The sequence below is a fragment of the Streptomyces sp. NPDC058375 genome (assembly GCF_042723425.1).
GTDB classification, from domain to species: Bacteria; Actinomycetota; Actinomycetes; order Streptomycetales; family Streptomycetaceae; genus Streptomyces; species Streptomyces durocortorensis.
In genome coordinates, this window is record NZ_JBHXJG010000156.1 from 1 (window position 1) to 17,544 (window position 17,544).

Consider the following 17,544-nt stretch of genomic DNA (forward strand, 5'->3'; position numbering starts at 1 on the left):
GGGGGCCCCCGCGGCCGGCTTGCACTACGGGTGATGCGGGGTGACGCTCAGCCCTCGTTCGCGGGCTTCAGCGCCTCCATGGCGCGAGCGGTCACGTCCGCGACCTTGCCCAGCGCGGAGATGGTCACCACCAGGCCCTGGGCCCGGTAGTAGTCGATGATCGGCTCGGTCTGCGTGTGGTAGACCTCCAGCCGGGTACGGACCGTCTCCTCGCTGTCGTCGTCCCGCTGGTACAGCTCGCCGCCGCAGGCGTCGCAGACGCCCTCGGCCTTCGGCGGGTTGTACGTCAGGTGGAAGACGTGCGCGCTGTTGTTGCGGCAGACGCGGCGACCCGCGATCCGCTTCACGACCTCGTCCTCGGGGACCTCCAGATCGAGGACCGCGTCCAGCTTCACGCCCTCGTCCTTGAGCATCACGTCAAGGGCTTCGGCCTGGCCCACGTTCCGCGGGAAGCCGTCCAGCAGGAAGCCGCCCACGGCGTCCGCCTGGGCCATCCGGTCCTTGGCCATCCCGATGGTGACCTCGTCCGGCACCAGCTGGCCTGCGTCCATGTAGGCGCGGGCCTGCTTGCCAAGGTCGGTGCCCTGGCTGATGTTGGCGCGGAAGAGGTCGCCCGTGGCGATGTGCGGAATCGACAGGTTCTGGGCAAGGTACGCAGCCTGCGTTCCCTTGCCGGCACCCGGAGGCCCGACGAGGACGATTCGCATCAGCGGAGGAACCCTTCGTAATTGCGCTGCTGGAGCTGACTCTCGATCTGCTTCACGGTTTCCAGACCCACACCCACGATGATGAGGATGCTCGTCCCACCGAACGGGAAGTTCGCGTTCGCACCGCCGAAGCCCGCCAACGCCATCGTCGGCACAAGAGCGATCAGGGCCAGGTACAGCGAGCCTGGCCAAGTGATCCGGTTGAGCACGTAGCTCAGGTATTCGGCAGTAGGACGACCTGCGCGGATACCCGGGATGAAGCCACCATACTTCTTCATGTTGTCGGCGACCTCGTCGGGGTTGAACGAGATGGCCACATAGAAGAACGCGAAGAAGACGATCAGCAGGAAGTACGCCACCATGTAATACGGCGCGTTCTGCTCGACGAAGTTGTCCGTGATCCAGGTCGCCCAGCCCGCCTGGGAACCGGAGAACTGGACGATCAGCGCCGGGATGTAGAGCAGCGACGAGGCGAAGATGACCGGAATCACACCGGCCTGGTTCACCTTGAGCGGGATGTACGTGGACGTGCCGCCGTAGGACCGGCGTCCGATCATGCGCTTCGCATACTGCACCGGGATGCGGCGCTGGGCCTGCTCGACGAAGACGACGAGTCCGACCATCACGAAGCCGATCAGGATGACCGTGCCGAACTCGATCCAGCCGTCGGCCAGCTTGCCGCTCTCCTTGATGGCCCACAGGGCGCCGGGGAAGGTGGCGGCGATCGAGATGAACATCAGGATCGACATGCCGTTGCCGATGCCGCGGTCGGTGATCAGCTCACCGAGCCACATGACGGCGGCCGTACCGGCGGTCATGGTGAGGACCATGATGACCGTCGTGAAGACCGACTTGTCCGAGACGATCTGGTCGCCCACGGAACAGTTCTGGAAGAGCGCACCGCTACGGGCGGTGGCGACGAGGCCGGTGCCCTGGAGGACGGCCAGCGCGACCGTCAGATAACGCGTGTACTGCGTGATCTTCGCCGTGCCGGACTGCCCCTCCTTCTTCAGGGCTTCCAGGCGCGGGATCACGACGGTCAGCAGCTGCAGAATGATGCTGGCCGTGATGTACGGCATGATGCCAAGCGCGAAGATGGTGATCTGCAGCAGGGCGCCACCGCTGAACATCTGCATCAGACCGAGGAGACCACCCGAGTCGGCCTGGTCGATGCACTGCTGCACCTTCGTGTAGTCGACGCCGGGGGCCGGGACGTGCGCCCCGAGCCGGTAGATCACGATGATGCCGAGCGTGAAGAGCAGCTTCTTGCGCAGGTCGGGCGTCTTGAACGCTCGGGCGAACGCGGTGAACACGGTGCCTCCTGCGACCCCCGCGCTATGCGTCAGAGGCGACGGGTCTGGATGGGACTGGATGGGATCGGATACAAGGCAGCCCTACATCGTAAGGAGGCCACAAAAGATTAACGGCGCCACCCTACCCGGCCCGGGAGTGAGCGGGAAACACGCACCGCACGCCGGTGCAACGCCCGCCTCCCGGCCCACGCCGTGAAAGACCGGCCAAGCCGCACCATTTGGGACGTGAACGCCCCTCCGCTCCCCCACCGCCGGTGCGGTGGACACCCGTTCAACCTTTCCCGAGCCTTTACGGTTCCCGTACAGCGCCCCGAATCACGAAAAAACCCGGCCGGCCACCTCCGAAGAGGCAGCCGGCCGGGCTCAGTTCTGTCCCGTGGCTCAGACGAGCTCGGTGACCGTACCGCCGGCGGCGGTGATCTTCTCCTTGGCGGAGCCGGAGACGGCGTCAACCGAAACCTGCAGCGCCACGGAGATCTCGCCCTGTCCGAGGACCTTGACGAGGTGGTTGTTGCGCACAGCGCCCTTGGCGACCAGGTCGGCCACCGTGACCTCTCCACCCTCGGGGTAGAGCGTCGCGAGCTTGTCCAGGTTCACGACCTGGTACTCCGTGCGGAACGGGTTCTTGAAGCCCTTGAGCTTCGGGAGACGCATGTGGAGGGGCATCTGGCCACCCTCGAAGCGCTCCGGAACCTGGTAACGAGCCTTCGTACCCTTGGTACCACGGCCTGCGGTCTTACCCTTGGACGCCTCACCACGACCCACACGGGTCTTGGCGGTCTTGGCGCCCGGGGCAGGCCGGAGGTTGTGGGCCTTCAGCGGGCTGTTCTCCGCCATGTCAGTCAACCTCCTCAACCGTCACGAGGTGGCGGACGGTGTGCACCATTCCGCGGAACTCGGGGCGGTCCTCCTTGACAACCGAGTCGTTCAGGCGCTTGAGCCCGAGCGAACGCAGGGTGTCGCGGTGGTTCTGCTTGCTGCCGATGTACGACTTCGTCTGCGTGATCTTGAGGCGAGCCATTACGCACCCGCTCCCGCACGTGCACGAAGCAGAGCCGCGGGGGCGACGTCCTCGAGGGGCAGACCGCGGCGGGCCGCGATCTCCTCGGGACGCTGCAGGCCCTTCAGGGCCTCCACGGTCGCGTGCACGATGTTGATCGCGTTGGACGAACCAAGCGACTTCGACAGGATGTCGTGAACGCCGGCGCACTCGAGCACGGCACGCACCGGGCCACCGGCGATAACACCGGTACCGGGGGAAGCCGGCTTGAGCAGGACGACGCCCGCAGCCTTCTCGCCCGTGATCGGGTGAGGAATGGTGCCCTGGATGCGCGGGACCTTGAAGAAGTTCTTCTTGGCCTCTTCGACACCCTTGGCGATGGCCGCGGGAACTTCCTTGGCCTTGCCGTATCCGACACCGACGGTGCCGTCACCATCGCCCACCACGACCAGCGCGGTGAAGCTGAAGCGACGACCACCCTTCACAACCTTGGCGACGCGGTTGATCGCGACGACGCGCTCGACGTACGCGGTCTTCTCGGCGGCGCTGGCGCCACCGTCACGGCCCTTCCGGTCCCGCCGCTCGCCGCCACCGGCACCGCTTCCGCGGCGCTGGGGTCCAGCCATTGGAATTACCTCTCTCTGTTACGTCCGCTGTGCGTAGGAACCGGGGCTTAGAACTTCAGCCCGGCTTCACGGGCGGCGTCAGCCAGAGCGGCAATCCGCCCGGCGTACTGGTTACCACCGCGGTCAAACACGACGGCCTCGACGCCTGCGGCCTTGGCGCGCTCGGCGACCAGGGCGCCGACCTGCTGGGCCTGGGCGCTCTTGTCACCCTCGCCACCACGGATCGAGGTGTCCAGGGTCGACGCCGACGCGAGCGTGTGGCCCGCGATGTCGTCGATGACCTGGGCCACGATGTGGCGGTTGGAACGCGTCACGACCAAGCGAGGACGCTCCGGCGAACCGGAGATGTGCTTGCGGACGCGGATGTGGCGGCGCTTGAGAGCGGCACGCTTGTACGCGTCGCCCTTGGCGATCTTCACACCGTATGCCATGGCTACTTACCAGCCTTTCCGACCTTGCGGCGGATGACCTCGCCCGCGTACTTGACGCCCTTGGCCTTGTACGGGTCGGGCTTCCGCAGCTTGCGGATGTTGGCGGCTACCTCGCCGACCTTCTGCTTGTCGATGCCCTCGACGCTGAGCTTCGTGGGCGACTCGACCTTGAAGGTGATGCCTTCCGGAGCCTCGATGAGGATCGGGTGGCTGTAGCCCAGGGCGAACTCCAGGTTGGAGCCCTTCGCCTGGACGCGGTAACCGACACCGCTGATCTCGAGCGCCTTGGAGTAACCCGCGGTCACGCCGGTGATCATGTTCGCCACCAGCGTGCGGGACAGGCCGTGGAGGGCCTTGTTCTGACGCTCGTCGTTCGGACGGGAGACGTTGAGCACGCCGTCCTCGCCCTTGGAGACCTCGATCGGCGCGGCAACGGTGTGCGAGAGGGAACCCTTGGGGCCCTTCACCGCGACCGTACGGCCATCGATGGTGACGTCCACACCGGCGGGAACCTGGATGGGGAGCTTGCCGATTCGCGACATGAGCTTTCCTTCCTTTCCCGACTACCAGACGTAGGCGAGGACTTCCCCACCTACGCCCTTCTTGCCTGCCTGCTGGCCGGTCAGGAGACCGTGGGACGTGGAGATGATCGCCACGCCCAGGCCGCCGAGGACCTTCGGCAGGTTGGTGGACTTTGCGTATACACGCAGACCCGGCTTCGAAATCCGCTTGATGCCGGCGATCGAGCGCTCGCGGTTCGGGCCGAACTTCAGCTCGAGGACGAGGTTCTTGCCGACCTCGGCGTCCTCGACCTTCCAGCCGGTGATGAAGCCCTCCTGCTGGAGGATCTCCGCGATGTGCGACTTGATCTTGCTGTGCGGCATCGAGACATCGTCGTGATATGCCGAGTTCGCGTTACGCAGACGCGTGAGCATGTCTGCGATGGGATCAGTCATGGTCATGAGTTGGCCTTCGGCCTCTCTCGCCGGGGTTTCCTGTATGCGCCATCCCTCTCCCCACTCAGTGGCGGGACGGGTGCGGTGCGGGGACCTACGGCGTAGTAAGTCGGTCGTGGGCGGCAGGCGCCCAACCCTTCTAGCCTACGGCATGAAAGGAGGGGCTCCTGCCGACCAGATACTTACCGAGAGTCTCCAGAACTTCCCCTTGCCCGAGGGCAGAGGGGAGTTACCAGGAGCTCTTGGTCACGCCCGGCAGCTCGCCACGGTGAGCCATCTCACGAAGGCACACGCGGCACAGGCCGAACTTGCGGTAGACGGAGTGGGGCCGGCCGCAGCGCTGGCAGCGGGTGTACCCGCGAACGCCGAACTTCGGCTTACGGGCGGCCTTAGCGATCAGAGCCTTCTTCGCCACGGTCAGTTCTCCTTGAACGGGAAGCCGAGGTGACGAAGGAGGGCACGACCCTCGTCGTCGTTGGTCGCCGTGGTGACCACGGTGATGTCCATGCCCCGGACCCGGTCGATCTTGTCCTGGTCGATCTCGTGGAACATGACCTGCTCCGTGAGACCGAAGGTGTAGTTGCCACGGCCGTCGAACTGCTTCGGCGACAGGCCACGGAAGTCACGGATACGCGGCAGCGCGAGCGACAGCGTACGGTCCAGGAACTCCCACATCCGGTCACCACGAAGGGTGACGTGGCAGCCGATCGGCTGGCCCTCGCGCAGCTTGAACTGCGCGATGGACTTGCGGGCCTTCGTGACGGCCGGCTTCTGGCCGGTGATCGTGGTGAGGTCCTTGACGGCACCGTCGATCAGCTTGGAGTCGCGGGCGGCGTCGCCCACACCCATGTTGACCACGATCTTGACCAGACCGGGAACCTGCATGACGTTCTCGTACGAGAACTCCTCACGCAGCTTGCCGGCGATTTCCTCGCGGTAGCGCGTCTTGAGACGCGGCGCAGTGGTGGCAGTCATCAGATGTCCTCACCGGTCCGCTTGGCAACGCGGATCTTGTTGCCCTCGTCGTCAAAGCGGTAGCCGACGCGGGTGACAACCTTGTTGCCGTCCTTCTCCACGACCAGCTGTACGTTGCTGACGTGGATCGGGGCCTCGGTGGTGACAATCCCACCCGTCTGCGAACCGCGAGCCGTCTGACCGGCCTTGGTGTGCTTCTTGACCCGGTTGACACCCTCGACGAGGACGCGGTCCTGAGCGGGGTAGGCCACGATGACCTTGCCCTGCTTGCCCTTGTCCTTACCGGTGATGACCTGAACCAGGTCGCCCTTCTTGATCTTCATGCTTACAGCACCTCCGGCGCGAGCGAGATGATCTTCATGAACTTCTTCTCGCGCAGCTCCCGGCCCACCGGGCCGAAGATGCGGGTGCCGCGGGGGTCGCCGTCGTTCTTCAGAATGACGGCGGCGTTCTCGTCGAAGCGGATGTACGAGCCATCCTGACGACGACGCTCCTTGACGGTGCGAACGATGACGGCCTTGACGACGTCACCCTTCTTCACGTTGCCACCGGGGATCGCGTCCTTGACGGTGGCGACGATGACGTCACCGATACCCGCGTAGCGGCGACCCGAGCCACCGAGAACACGAATGGTGAGAATTTCCTTCGCACCCGTGTTGTCGGCGACGCGCAGTCGCGACTCCTGCTGGATCACGTCTATCTCCTGATCGTCTGCCGGTTCCCGGCGGGTGCCTCTCCGTTACCGGAGAGGCACCTCACCGAGCCTGGCGGAACTGACCTGAGGGGAGAATCCCTCAGGAATTACTTGGCCTTCTCGAGGATCTCGACGATGCGCCAGCGCTTCGAGGCGGACAGCGGACGCGTCTCCATGATGATGACGCGGTCGCCGACGCCTGCAGCGTTCTGCTCGTCGTGGGCCTTGAGCTTGTTCGTACGGCGGATGACCTTGCCGTACAGCGCGTGCTTGACGCGGTCCTCGACAGCGACGACGACGGTCTTGTCCATCTTGTCGCTGACGACCAGACCCTCACGGGTCTTGCGGAAACCGCGGTCGGTGTTCGTCTCAGTCACAGTCTTCTCGCTCATCAGGCGCTCTCCACCGTCTCGATGCCCAGCTCGCGCTCACGCATCAGGGTGTAGATCCGGGCGATGTCCTTACGGACGGACTTGAGCCGGCCGTGGTTCTCGAGCTGGCCCGTCGCCGCCTGGAAGCGGAGGTTGAACAGCTCTTCCTTGGCTTCGCGGAGCTTGTTGAGGAGCTCCTCGTCGCCCAGCTCGCGCAGCTCGGACGCCTTGGTACCGGCCGACATCACGACTCACCTGCCTCGCGCCGAACGATCCGGCACTTCATCGGAAGCTTGTGAGCAGCGCGGGTGAGCGCCTCACGAGCAATCTTCTCGTTCGGGTAGGACAGCTCGAACATCACCCGACCCGGCTTGACGTTCGCGATCCACCACTCGGGAGAACCCTTACCGGAACCCATGCGGGTCTCGGCAGGCTTCTTCGTCAGGGGACGGTCCGGGTAGATGTTGATCCAGACCTTGCCGCCACGCTTGATGTGACGGGTCATCGCGATACGAGCGGACTCGATCTGACGGTTCGTCACGTACGCCGGGGTCAGCGCCTGGATGCCGTACTCGCCGAACGCAACCTGCGTGCCACCCTTGGACATACCGCTGCGCTTCGGGTGGTGCTGCTTGCGGTGCTTGACCCTACGGGGGATCAGCATTTCGGTCAGGCCTCCGTTCCGGTGCTCTCAGCAGCCGGAGCAGCGGCGGCGGGAGCGTCGGCCTTGGGGGCCTCGGCTGCCGGCGACTGCTGCGGCTTACGGCCGCGACCGCCACGCTCGCCACCACGGCCACCGCGGCCGGCCGGGCGGTCAGCGCCGCCACGAGCCGGACGGTTGCCGGCGCGGGCCGCGGCGTTCTCGGCGCGAACCTCGGCGATGTTCTTGACGTCGCCCTTGTAGATCCAGACCTTCACGCCGATGCGGCCGAAGGTCGTCTTGGCCTCGAAGAAGCCGTAGTCGACGTTCGCACGGAGGGTGTGCAGGGGCACGCGGCCCTCGCGGTAGAACTCCGAGCGGGACATCTCGGCGCCGCCGAGGCGACCGCCGCACTGGATCTTGATGCCCTTGGCGCCGGCCTTCATCGAGGACTGCATGCTCTTACGCATGGCCCGACGGAAGGAGACGCGGGAGGAGAGCTGCTCGGCGACGGCCTGGGCCACCAGCTGAGCGTCCACCTCGGGGTTCTTGACCTCGAGGATGTTCAGCTGGACCTGCTTGCCGGTCAGCTTCTCCAGCTCGCCGCGGATGCGATCGGCCTCGGCGCCACGGCGACCGATGACGATGCCCGGGCGGGCGGTGTGGATGTCAACGCGGACGCGGTCGCGGGTGCGCTCGATCTCGACCTTCGAGATGCCGGCCCGCTCCATGCCCTTCGTCATCATGCGACGAATGGCGACGTCTTCCTTGACGTAGTCCTTGTACAGCTTGTCGGCGTACCAGCGGGACTTGAAGTCCGTGGTGATGCCGAGCCGGAACCCGTGCGGGTTTACCTTCTGGCCCATTACCGGGTTCCTTCCTTGCTGCTGACGACCACGGTGATGTGGCTGGTCCGCTTACGGATCCGGTAGGCACGGCCCTGAGCACGCGGACGGAACCGCTTCAGGGTCGGGCCCTCGTCCACGTACGCCTCGCTGATGACCAGCGAAGAGGCGTCGGTGTGGTCGTAGTTGTGTGCAGCGTTGGCGATGGCGCTGTCCAGCACCTTGCCAACCGGCACGCTCGCGGCCTGCGGGGCGAAACGCAGGACCGCCTGAGCCTCCGTGGCATCCATGCCACGGATGAGGTCCACCACTCGGCGGGCCTTCATGGGCGTGACGCGGATGTACCGCGCCTGGGCCCTGGCTTCCATGGTTGTCCCTTCGGTGTAAGTCATAGTCGTTTCCACCCCGCGCTAGCGGCGCTTCGACTTCCGGTCGTCCTTGACGTGGCCGCGGAAGGTGCGAGTCGGCGAGAACTCGCCGAGCTTGTGGCCGACCATCGACTCGGTGACGAACACCGGGACGTGGATCTTGCCGTTGTGCACCGCGATGGTGTGACCCAGCATGGCCGGGACGATCATCGAGCGACGGGACCAGGTCTTGATGACGTTCTTGGTCCCCGCGTCGTTCTGTACGTCCACCTTCTTGATGAGGTGGCCGTCGACGAAGGGCCCCTTCTTGAGACTGCGCGGCATCTAAACCCGCTCCTAGCGCTTCTTGTTCGTCTTGCGGCGGCGGACGATGTACTTGTTGCTCGCCTTCTTGGGAGAACGAGTACGACCCTCCTTCTGACCCCACGGCGAGACCGGGTGACGTCCACCGGAGGTCTTGCCTTCACCACCACCGTGCGGGTGGTCAACCGGGTTCATCGCGACACCGCGGACGGTCGGGCGGACGCCCTTCCAGCGCATGCGGCCGGCCTTGCCCCAGTTGATGTTCGACTGCTCGGCGTTGCCGACCTCACCGATCGTCGCGCGGCAGCGCGCGTCGACCAGGCGGATCTCACCCGACGGCATACGAAGGTGGGCCATGGTGCCCTCCTTCGCCAGCAGCTGCACGGAGGCACCCGCGGAACGGGCGAACTTCGCGCCGCCGCCGGGCCGCAGCTCGATGGCGTGGATGGTCGTACCGACCGGGATGTTGCGCAGCGCCAGGTTGTTGCCGGGCTTGATGTCGGCGGCCGGACCGTTCTCGACACGGTCACCCTGCGACAGGCCACGGGGAGCGACGATGTAACGCTTCTCGCCGTCCGCGTAGTGCAGCAGCGCGATGCGCGCGGTGCGGTTCGGGTCGTACTCGATGTGCGCGACCTTGGCCGGCACGCCGTCCTTGTCGTGACGACGGAAGTCGATCACGCGGTAGGCGCGCTTGTGGCCACCACCCTGGTGGCGAACGGTCACACGACCGGCGTTGTTACGGCCGCCCTTGCTGTGCAGGGGGCGGACCAGCGACTTCTCCGGCGTGGACCGCGTGATCTCGACAAAGTCGGCGACGCTGGAGCCACGACGGCCCGGGGTCGTCGGCTTGTACTTGCGGATACCCATTTCTCAGTCCTCGTCCGATTCCGGACGACTCGAACTCCGTTAGGAGGTCGGGCCGCCGAAGATGTCGATACGGTCGCCCTCGGCGAGGGTCACGATGGCGCGCTTCGTGTCGGCGCGCTTGCCGAAACCGGTGCGGGTGCGCTTGCGCTTGCCCTGCCGGTTGATCGTGTTGACCCCGGTGACCTTGACCGAGAAGACCGCCTCGACGGCCTGCTTGATCTGGGTCTTGTTGGAGCCGGGCGCGACGATGAACGTGTACTTGTTCTCGTCGAGCAGCGCGTAGCTCTTCTCGGAGACCACGGGCTTGACGAGAACGTCACGCGGGTCCGAGTACGTCTTGCTGGTAACGGTCGCCTCACTCATCAGGCGGCGCTCCCTTCGGTCTCAGCGGTCTGGGGGCCAGACACGAAGGACTCGAAAGCGGCCTGGGTGAAGACCACGTCGTCAGAGACGATCACGTCGTACGTGTTGAGCTGGCCCGGCTCCAGGATGTGCACCTGGGGCAGGTTGCGCGCGGACAGCCACGCGGCCTCGTCGGCGCGGTCGACGACCAGGAGCAGGTTCTGGCGCTCCGAGATCTTGCCGAGCAGCGTCTTGGCGGCCTTCGTGGAGGCGGCACCCTCGACCACGCCGGTGACGACGTGGATACGGGAGTGACGGGCCCGGTCCGAGAGGGCACCGCGCAGGGCGGCGGCCTTCATCTTCTTCGGGGTCCGCTGCGAGTAGTCACGCGGCTGCGGGCCGTGGACGACGCCACCACCGGCGAACTGCGGGGCGCGGGTCGAACCCTGACGGGCGCGGCCGGTGCCCTTCTGACGGTAAGGCTTCTTACCACCACCGCGGACTTCACCGCGGCGCTTGGTCTTGTGCGTGCCCTGACGGGCAGCCGCCAGCTGAGCGACAACGACCTGGTGGATCAGCGGAACGCTGGTCTTCGCGTCGAAGATCTCCGCGGGGAGCTCGACGGTACCGGCCTTGTCGCCTGCCGGCGAAAGGATGTCAATGGTGCTCATTACCTCAAGCCCCCTTGGCCGCGGTACGGACCAGGACGAGGCCGCCGTTCGGACCGGGGACCGCGCCCTTGATGAGGAGCAGACCCTTCTCCGCGTCAACCGCGTGGATGGTCAGGTTCTGGGTGGTGACGCGCTCGTTACCCATACGGCCCGCCATGCGCATGCCCTTGAAGACACGCCCAGGGGTGGCGCAGCCACCGATGGAACCGGGGGAACGGTGCTTGCGCTGGGTGCCGTGCCCGGCGCCGAGGCCCTTGAAGTTGTGACGCTTCATGACACCGGCGAAGCCCTTGCCCTTGCTCTTGCCCGTGACGTCGACCTTGACGCCGGACTCGAACACCTCGGCAGTGACCTCCTGGCCCAGCGTGTACTCGCTGGCGTCAGGGGTGCGGAGCTCCACCAGGTGGCGGCGCGGGGTGACGTCGGCCTTGGCGAAGTGACCCTTGAGGGGCTTGTTCACCTTGCGCGGGTCGATCTCGCCGAAGGCGATCTGGACCGCTTCGTAGCCGTCGCTGTCGTTGGTGCGAACCTGCGTCACGACGCACGGACCGGCCTTGACGACGGTCACCGGGACGACCCGGTTGTTCTCGTCCCAGACCTGGGTCATGCCGAGCTTCTCGCCCAGGACGCCCTTGATGTTCTTGCTCATCTCGGCCCGTCCCCTCAGAGCTTGATCTCGATGTCGACGCCAGCCGGCAGGTCGAGGCGCATCAGCGAGTCAACCGTCTTCGGCGTGGGGTCGAGAATGTCGATGAGGCGCTTGTGCGTGCGCATCTCGAAGTGCTCGCGAGAGTCCTTGTACTTGTGCGGCGACTTGATGACGCAGTACACGTTCTTCTCAGTGGGCAGCGGCACCGGGCCCGCGACCGACGCACCAGTGCGGGTCACCGTCTCGACGATCTTCTTCGCCGAGGAGTCGATGACCTCGTGGTCGTAGGCCTTGAGCCGGATGCGGATCTTCTGTCCCGCCATGGCTACTAGTAGTCCTGTCTCTCGTAACGCTCTGGAACCCGGGGGCTCTCTGGACTCCCCCTCCGACCCACGCGGTCGGGCGTGTCGCATCCCCTCTACGAAAATCTCCCGAAGGAGATCCCAACCAAGGGGGCGCGGGCCCGAGGACCGCGGAACCGGGGGCGGAACACCCACCGGGTGCCTGGCCGGCGCCCTGCATTGCTTCCCGGAAGATTCCCGTACGTCCGGCCCTACAGGGCCGACGAGTACTGTGGGACTCGCTTCCGGTCCTCCCGGCGGGAGGCGCGCAGCATTGACACTCAACCGAGCAACCTGGTCAGTGTGCCATACGGGGCGCGGGCCTGGCCAATCGAGTCGGGAATCCTACCCCGAGCGAACGAATGCTCAAACGCGGACACGCATCCGGCGGAGCCGCACCGCCTCATCGGCCCCGGGATCGAGCCCTTCCCGTGATCATTCCGACCCGCCGCGCCGGTCACCGTCGGAAGTTTCCCCCCGAGACCCGGTGCACCCCTTAGTCTGGCGGCCAAGACTCTCGGGGGGAGGTTGGATGCGACTGCTCGTCCACGTGTGCGAAGGCGACTTGGTCGAGTTCTACGGCGCTTACGGCTCCAGGTTCGCCTGGACCCAGCGCGCGATGGACTCCTTCCGCGGGGCCTTCGACCCCTTTCTCTCTCCCGCCGACGGGGACTCCTCCGCCCGCTGGCGCGAGCTGCACGATTCCGAACTCGGCGACGCCTTCGAGATCTCCGTACCCGCGTCCATGACCGTGGCCGAGTGCCTGGCGCTCGCCCTGCGGGAGGCCCGCCGCACCGGCGCCGCCCAGCCGGACGAGGAGCCGGCTGCGCCCGCCGAGGACTCCCCCTGGCATGACCGGGTCCTGCGGACCTGGCTGGCCGATCCCGTGACCGATGAGGAGTACGAGCCCGGACTGTCCCTGGAGCGGACCGGCCTGGCCGACGGTGACCTCATCGTCCTGTGCATCGAGAGAACGGCGCAGGGCGCCTATTGCCTGGCGCCGGCGCCGAACCCGGCCGTGCTCCTGGAGCGGCTCCAGCTCGCGATGAACGGCTCCGCCCCCGACGGCGGGCCACGGCTGTGGGGCGTGCTCCTCTACACCACGGCCGACGTGGAGCTGGCCACGTACGTCCGGACGCACTTCGAGGACCTCGACGCGCTCTCCGGGCCGAGCACCCGCGTCTTCGTGGTCGAGCGGCAGGCCCGGTGGGCCGAGGCGCGGGCGTACTGGCGTGGCCGTCTGGAGCCGGAGCTCTACCGGGTGCTCTCGTCCATGCGGTGGCTCCGCTGGCAGCCCTACGAACCCCAGGGGGCGTACGCGATCGCCGACCGGCTGGGCGTGGCCCTGGAGTTGCTGCCCTGTCTGGTCTTCTTCGACGGCAGACCCGAGCAACCCTGGGGCGGGCGGCGGATCGTCTTCCCGGTGGAGCAGGCCACTCCCCAGTACTTCCGTACCCTCTTCGGCCGGGTGGCGCGGGTCCTGGGCACCCTCCCGGCCCAGGACGGAGCGCGGCGGCCCGGCGAGGAGTTCGGCCCGCTGGATCTGCTGGATCTCAGGGCCGACATCGAGAACGACAGCGAAGCCGTCCTGGGCAGCCTGCTGAACAGCGCCCGGGGGCTCGACGACGCGGCCTTCGCCACGGTGGCGGCTGCTGAGCACTCGATCAGGGCGGCGCTGCGGCCGGCCCCCGCCCCGAGCACCGATTACCACCTCGACAACTGTCGGGTCGTCCTCACGTCAGGATCCTTCATGACCGAGAACTTCTATTTCCAGGGCCAGAACACCACGTTCATCAACCGTCCCGTGCACACCGTCGTCCGGGATTTCCAGAACCAGTACGGCCACGAGGAGCTTCGACAGCTGCTTCAGCTGACCCTCTCCAGCACCGATCTCGCGGACACCGACCGGGACGAGGCCGCGCGGACCGTGCACGACCTCGCCCGGCTGGCCGACGATCCCGCCTCGGACGCGTCCGCGTTCCGGCTGCGGGCCGAACGGCTGCGGGAGATGCTGGCGGGCGCGGCCGACATCGCTCAGCCGGCCCTCGCCATCATCGCTTCCGTCGTCGCTGCGGTGACCGGCTGACGGCCCCGCCGTCGGGGCCCGACCCCTCGACGCCCCCTCGCACCACCGTGCCCGGCCCCGGCCCGCCCACGACGACAACGTGACCGGGCCGGGGCAACCCGTCCGCCCCGATCGCCGTCTATCCCCCCGCAGGCGCGGCCCGACCGCCGCTGACCTGCGCGGAGAGTCAGGCAGGACGCAGGACAGGGCGACCGTTCGCCCGCTGCGGGGGAAGCGGGAGCGGACGGGGTGCGTGGCGTGGTGGATCGATCTGTGCCGTCCCGGATACGGATGCCCCGGCGCGGCCTCCTCCTCGCGGCCACCGCGGCCGCCGCCACCGCCGGATGTGCCGTGCCGGCGCCCCGGCGACGGGGTCCTGTACCGGATCCGGCACCGGGGCTCGCCATAGCGAGCAGTCGGCGGGCCCTGGTCCTCCAGCTGCTGGCCCACCCGGACGACGACCTGTACTTCATGAACCCGGACACCCGTGAGGCCCTCGACGCCGGGACGCCGCTGGTCTGCGTGTATCTGACCGCGGGCGAGGCGGACGGCGTCAACAAGATCCCCGGTGCGCCCCGCCCGGCCCCCGACCGTGCCGCGTACTCCTCCTCCCGCCATCAGGGCCTGCGCCAGGCGTACGCCGAGCTGCTCGGGTTCGATCGGTTCACGCCCTGGCAGAAGTCGGTGGCCGCCCTGCACGGCGGCCACCGGGCCGAGATGAACGTCCTGACCGACGGGGTCCGCCGGGTCGAGCTGGTCTTCCTCAACACCGCGATGCACACCGGGCGCGGCCGCCCCGGGCTGCCCAGTCTCTGGCGGGACCGCCGGCTCCTGCTGCGTACCGTCGTCGCCGACAACTCCCCGCTGGAGCGCGCCGGTTCGTATACGTACGAGTCGCTGATCGACGTCCTCACCGGGCTGCTGGAGCAGTACCGGCCGACCGTCGTGCACACCCTCGACCCGGACCCGGACCTCCAGTTCAGCAGCGAGTACGAACGCCGCCGGGACAGCGAGCAGCGCGGGTACTCCGACCACGCCGACCACACCGCCGCCGGGTGCTTCGCCTGGGCCGCCCTGATCCGCTGGGTGGCGGGGGCGACGGGGCGCGGGGAGCCGGTGCCCGGGTTCGTCGTCGCCGCGTTCCGGGGGTACTACAACCGGCACTGGCCCAAGAACCTGCCGCCCGCGGTGCTGGAGCGCAAGGCCGCCCACCTCGTCCCGTACGGCGGCGCGCCCGACTGGGAGTGCGGCAACCCCTCCGGCTGCGGGGACTACAACGTGGGCGGCGACCGGCCGCTCACCAACCGCAAGGGCTGGGTGCGCTCCACCCACCACCGCTACCCCGGTCCCCGGGCCCAGGTCGCCGCCGGCGCGGACGGCCGGCTCACCGCCTACGGGGTGCTCGGGCTGCGCGCCGTCCGGTGGCGCGAGAGCGCGCCCGGCAGCGGGGTCTGGGACGCGCCGGACGACCTCGGCGGCGGGCCGCTCGCCCCGGTGCTGGGCTCCGCGGTAACGGCAGACGGGCGGCACCTGCTGTTCGGGCTGCGGTTCGCCGCGCTCGGCGGACACGGCGCGGACAACGAACGCGAGATCGTGCTCCTGGAGCAGCGCTCCCCCGGCGGCCCCTTCCGCGCCTGGCGGGGCCTCGGCAACCCCGCCACCGGAGCCGACCACGGCCGCCGCATCGGGACGCCGATCGCCGTCGCCGCCCCGGACGGCCGCGTCCACCTCTTCGTACGGAACGCGGAGAAGGGCCTCAGCACCCGGGTGCGCGACGCGGTCACCGGCCGCTGGAGCGGCTGGCGCGACATGGGCGGCGGCGAGGTGCAGGACGGGCTGACCGCGGTCGTCGACACGGCTGGCCGCGTCCACGTGTACGCGGCCGGGCACCATGCCGTGCACCACTGGACCCAGGACGCCCCGGACACCGACGTCACCGCCCGTACCCAGCTCACCGACTCCCCCGTCCCCGCGCACGCGCCCGGCGCACTCCCCGCGCCCGACGGGTCCGTGGAGCTGTACTACCGGCCCGCCGCGCGCGAGCGGCTCGTCGCCGTGCGCGCCGAGGAGGCTCCCGCGCCCCGCTTCGGGGGGTACGGTCCGGTGACCGCCGCCGCCTCGCCGGCCGGCCCGGTCCTGCTCGGCCGGTCCGCGGAGGGCCGGATCCAGCTGCGTACCTCCGAGGGCATCGCCGTACGCTCCCGGGGCCCCGCCCCTCTGGACGGCGCCGCCCTCCACCTCGGCGCGGCGGACGGGCGGCCCGCCGTCGTGGGGTTCGGGCCGGACGCCGTTCCGTGGGTGTGGCGACCGTAGAAGAGGTCGCGTTCCCGCCAACTCCCGTCCCATAACGTCGCGTTATGGCCAAACGTTAGTACCCCCGTCTCGCCGCGCTCCGGCACCCTGTTGCCCACCATCCCCCACGGACACGCCTACCCAGCGTGTCGCGCGAAACGAGGCATCATGCGCATATCCCGGCTCATGCCCGCTGTCGCCGCAGCAGCGGCCTGCGTCCTCTCGCTCTTCGCACCGTCCGCGACGGCCGCACCCGCGCCGCCGCTCCAGGACGCCCCGCCGCCCACCACCCAGATCATCGGCGGCGGCTACGCCCAGAACGCCCCCTGGGCCGCCCGGCTCTTCTCGAACGGCAGAGAGACCTGTTCGGCGACGATCATCGCGCCGACCTGGATCCTCACCGCCAAGCACTGCGTCACCGGTGGCGGTCTGTCGTTCCGTATCGGCAGCCTCGACCAGCACAGCGGCGGTGTGGTCGCGAACGGCGTCCAGACGTACACCCACAGCTCGGACCTGGCCCTCGTCCGGCTGGACCGTTCCGTGCAGGCGACCTACTCCCGCCTCGGCTCGCCCGGCTCGGTGAGCGTCGGGCAGAGCGTCCAGGTCTGGGGCTGGGGCGCGACCTCGCAGTGCGGCTCGGAGGCGAACTGCCAGTCGCGCTACCTGAAGGTCGCCAACGTGACGGTCACCGGCGGCTGCGGTGACGCGTACGGCGGCTCGGCGATCTGCGCCCGCCGCGGCAACGGCATCACCGCCGGCGGCGACTCCGGCGGCCCGATGACGGCCAACGGCATCCAGGTCGGCGTCGCCTCCACCAGCGACCGCCAGACCACGACCGCGTACACGAACGTCACCGCGTACCGGTCCTGGATCCAGTCGATCGCGGGCGTCTGACCCAGGGCCTGTCCGGTCCCGATCCGCCGGACACGCCCTGAACGCCCCACTCGGGACGGCCGGCACCTGACCGGCCCGCCGTCCCCCTGAACCGTAGGGCCCCCGTACCTCACCGCCCGAGGTACCGGGGCCCTACAGCCATTCCCCCTCGGGGTCCGGGCACGGCGAAGGGCCCCGCACCTCTTTCGAGG

General features: G+C 68.1%; 26 protein-coding genes. 3 read left to right on the forward strand and 23 right to left on the reverse strand.

Features of this window, described 5'->3' with window-relative positions; translation table 11 throughout:
* Nucleotides 1-47 precede the first annotated feature (47 nt).
* From ACFWM7_RS23110 to rpsJ, 23 genes are all read right to left on the reverse strand, one after another.
* Nucleotides 48-707, reverse strand: coding sequence for an adenylate kinase (locus tag ACFWM7_RS23110; protein WP_383263434.1), 660 nt, complete (start codon nt 705-707; stop codon nt 48-50).
* Entirely contained in the window at nt 707-2,020 is a 1,314-nt protein-coding gene (secY, locus tag ACFWM7_RS23115; protein WP_383263436.1) for a preprotein translocase subunit SecY, read from the reverse strand. Before secY ends, ACFWM7_RS23110 begins: the two co-directional genes overlap by 1 nt.
* Nucleotides 2,021-2,401: 381 nt before the next feature.
* The gene (gene rplO / locus ACFWM7_RS23120) at nt 2,402-2,857 is read right to left on the reverse strand and encodes a 50S ribosomal protein L15 (RefSeq protein ID WP_003966942.1); all 456 of its coding nucleotides are present in this window, start codon (nt 2,855-2,857) and stop codon (nt 2,402-2,404) included.
* 1 nt (nt 2,858) lies between these two features.
* Nucleotides 2,859-3,041 carry a 50S ribosomal protein L30 gene (gene rpmD / locus ACFWM7_RS23125; protein ID WP_003966943.1) on the reverse strand — a complete coding sequence of 61 codons (183 nt, stop codon included), beginning with the start codon at nt 3,039-3,041 and terminating at the stop codon, nt 2,859-2,861.
* The gene (gene rpsE / locus ACFWM7_RS23130) at nt 3,041-3,646 is read right to left on the reverse strand and encodes a 30S ribosomal protein S5 (RefSeq protein ID WP_010058791.1); all 606 of its coding nucleotides are present in this window, start codon (nt 3,644-3,646) and stop codon (nt 3,041-3,043) included. The genes rpmD and rpsE overlap by 1 nt, the downstream gene beginning before the upstream one ends.
* A gap of 47 nt (nt 3,647-3,693) precedes the next feature.
* On the reverse strand, nt 3,694-4,077 hold the full coding sequence (gene rplR / locus ACFWM7_RS23135) for a 50S ribosomal protein L18 (protein ID WP_015610732.1): 384 nt from the start codon (nt 4,075-4,077) through the stop codon (nt 3,694-3,696).
* Between the two features lie 2 nt (nt 4,078-4,079).
* Nucleotides 4,080-4,619 carry a 50S ribosomal protein L6 gene (rplF, locus tag ACFWM7_RS23140; protein ID WP_030798876.1) on the reverse strand — a complete coding sequence of 180 codons (540 nt, stop codon included), beginning with the start codon at nt 4,617-4,619 and terminating at the stop codon, nt 4,080-4,082.
* 21 nt (nt 4,620-4,640) lie between these two features.
* On the reverse strand, nt 4,641-5,039 hold the full coding sequence (rpsH, locus tag ACFWM7_RS23145; protein WP_007446728.1) for a 30S ribosomal protein S8: 399 nt from the start codon (nt 5,037-5,039) through the stop codon (nt 4,641-4,643).
* A 223-nt stretch (nt 5,040-5,262) separates the two neighbouring features.
* Nucleotides 5,263-5,448, reverse strand: a complete 186-nt coding sequence (locus tag ACFWM7_RS23150) for a type Z 30S ribosomal protein S14 (RefSeq protein WP_003948630.1) — start codon at nt 5,446-5,448, stop codon at nt 5,263-5,265.
* 2 nt (nt 5,449-5,450) lie between these two features.
* Nucleotides 5,451-6,008, reverse strand: a complete 558-nt coding sequence (rplE, locus tag ACFWM7_RS23155) for a 50S ribosomal protein L5 (RefSeq protein WP_003966948.1) — start codon at nt 6,006-6,008, stop codon at nt 5,451-5,453.
* Nucleotides 6,008-6,331 carry a 50S ribosomal protein L24 gene (rplX, locus tag ACFWM7_RS23160; RefSeq protein ID WP_003966949.1) on the reverse strand — a complete coding sequence of 108 codons (324 nt, stop codon included), beginning with the start codon at nt 6,329-6,331 and terminating at the stop codon, nt 6,008-6,010. Before rplX ends, rplE begins: the two co-directional genes overlap by 1 nt.
* 2 nt (nt 6,332-6,333) lie before the next feature.
* The gene (gene rplN / locus ACFWM7_RS23165) at nt 6,334-6,702 is read right to left on the reverse strand and encodes a 50S ribosomal protein L14 (protein WP_003966950.1); all 369 of its coding nucleotides are present in this window, start codon (nt 6,700-6,702) and stop codon (nt 6,334-6,336) included.
* Nucleotides 6,703-6,809: 107 nt separating this feature from the next.
* The gene (gene rpsQ / locus ACFWM7_RS23170) at nt 6,810-7,094 is read right to left on the reverse strand and encodes a 30S ribosomal protein S17 (protein WP_073718385.1); all 285 of its coding nucleotides are present in this window, start codon (nt 7,092-7,094) and stop codon (nt 6,810-6,812) included.
* Entirely contained in the window at nt 7,094-7,318 is a 225-nt protein-coding gene (gene rpmC / locus ACFWM7_RS23175; protein ID WP_003966952.1) for a 50S ribosomal protein L29, read from the reverse strand. Before rpmC ends, rpsQ begins: the two co-directional genes overlap by 1 nt.
* Nucleotides 7,318-7,737, reverse strand: a complete 420-nt coding sequence (gene rplP, locus ACFWM7_RS23180; RefSeq protein WP_003966953.1) for a 50S ribosomal protein L16 — start codon at nt 7,735-7,737, stop codon at nt 7,318-7,320. Before rplP ends, rpmC begins: the two co-directional genes overlap by 1 nt.
* A 5-nt stretch (nt 7,738-7,742) precedes the next feature.
* Entirely contained in the window at nt 7,743-8,579 is an 837-nt protein-coding gene (rpsC, locus tag ACFWM7_RS23185; protein WP_007446736.1) for a 30S ribosomal protein S3, read from the reverse strand.
* Nucleotides 8,579-8,926, reverse strand: a complete 348-nt coding sequence (gene rplV, locus ACFWM7_RS23190) for a 50S ribosomal protein L22 (RefSeq protein WP_004571827.1) — start codon at nt 8,924-8,926, stop codon at nt 8,579-8,581. The genes rpsC and rplV overlap by 1 nt, the downstream gene beginning before the upstream one ends.
* Nucleotides 8,927-8,968: 42 nt before the next feature.
* On the reverse strand, nt 8,969-9,250 hold the full coding sequence (rpsS, locus tag ACFWM7_RS23195) for a 30S ribosomal protein S19 (RefSeq protein WP_103509564.1): 282 nt from the start codon (nt 9,248-9,250) through the stop codon (nt 8,969-8,971).
* A 12-nt stretch (nt 9,251-9,262) separates the two neighbouring features.
* Nucleotides 9,263-10,099, reverse strand: a complete 837-nt coding sequence (gene rplB, locus ACFWM7_RS23200; RefSeq protein ID WP_030798881.1) for a 50S ribosomal protein L2 — start codon at nt 10,097-10,099, stop codon at nt 9,263-9,265.
* A 39-nt stretch (nt 10,100-10,138) separates the two neighbouring features.
* Nucleotides 10,139-10,462 (reverse strand): 50S ribosomal protein L23, encoded by a 324-nt coding sequence (gene rplW, locus ACFWM7_RS23205; RefSeq protein ID WP_003966958.1) that lies wholly within the window; start codon nt 10,460-10,462, stop codon nt 10,139-10,141.
* Nucleotides 10,462-11,112, reverse strand: a complete 651-nt coding sequence (gene rplD / locus ACFWM7_RS23210) for a 50S ribosomal protein L4 (protein WP_010058800.1) — start codon at nt 11,110-11,112, stop codon at nt 10,462-10,464. Before rplD ends, rplW begins: the two co-directional genes overlap by 1 nt.
* A 4-nt stretch (nt 11,113-11,116) precedes the next feature.
* Entirely contained in the window at nt 11,117-11,761 is a 645-nt protein-coding gene (gene rplC / locus ACFWM7_RS23215) for a 50S ribosomal protein L3 (protein WP_003966960.1), read from the reverse strand.
* A gap of 14 nt (nt 11,762-11,775) precedes the next feature.
* The gene (gene rpsJ, locus ACFWM7_RS23220; protein ID WP_003948644.1) at nt 11,776-12,084 is read right to left on the reverse strand and encodes a 30S ribosomal protein S10; all 309 of its coding nucleotides are present in this window, start codon (nt 12,082-12,084) and stop codon (nt 11,776-11,778) included.
* A gap of 550 nt (nt 12,085-12,634) precedes the next feature.
* Between rpsJ and ACFWM7_RS23225 the strand changes: the two genes are divergently transcribed.
* The 3 genes from ACFWM7_RS23225 (at nt 12,635) to ACFWM7_RS23235 (ending at nt 17,353) form a co-directional block, all read left to right on the forward strand.
* The gene (locus ACFWM7_RS23225; protein WP_383263440.1) at nt 12,635-14,188 is read left to right on the forward strand and encodes a hypothetical protein; all 1,554 of its coding nucleotides are present in this window, start codon (nt 12,635-12,637) and stop codon (nt 14,186-14,188) included.
* 270 nt (nt 14,189-14,458) lie between these two features.
* Nucleotides 14,459-16,480, forward strand: a complete 2,022-nt coding sequence (locus ACFWM7_RS23230) for a PIG-L family deacetylase (protein ID WP_383263441.1) — start codon at nt 14,459-14,461, stop codon at nt 16,478-16,480.
* A 147-nt stretch (nt 16,481-16,627) separates the two neighbouring features.
* The gene (locus tag ACFWM7_RS23235; RefSeq protein ID WP_030084316.1) at nt 16,628-17,353 is read left to right on the forward strand and encodes a trypsin-like serine protease; all 726 of its coding nucleotides are present in this window, start codon (nt 16,628-16,630) and stop codon (nt 17,351-17,353) included.
* Nucleotides 17,354-17,544: the final 191 nt, after the last annotated feature.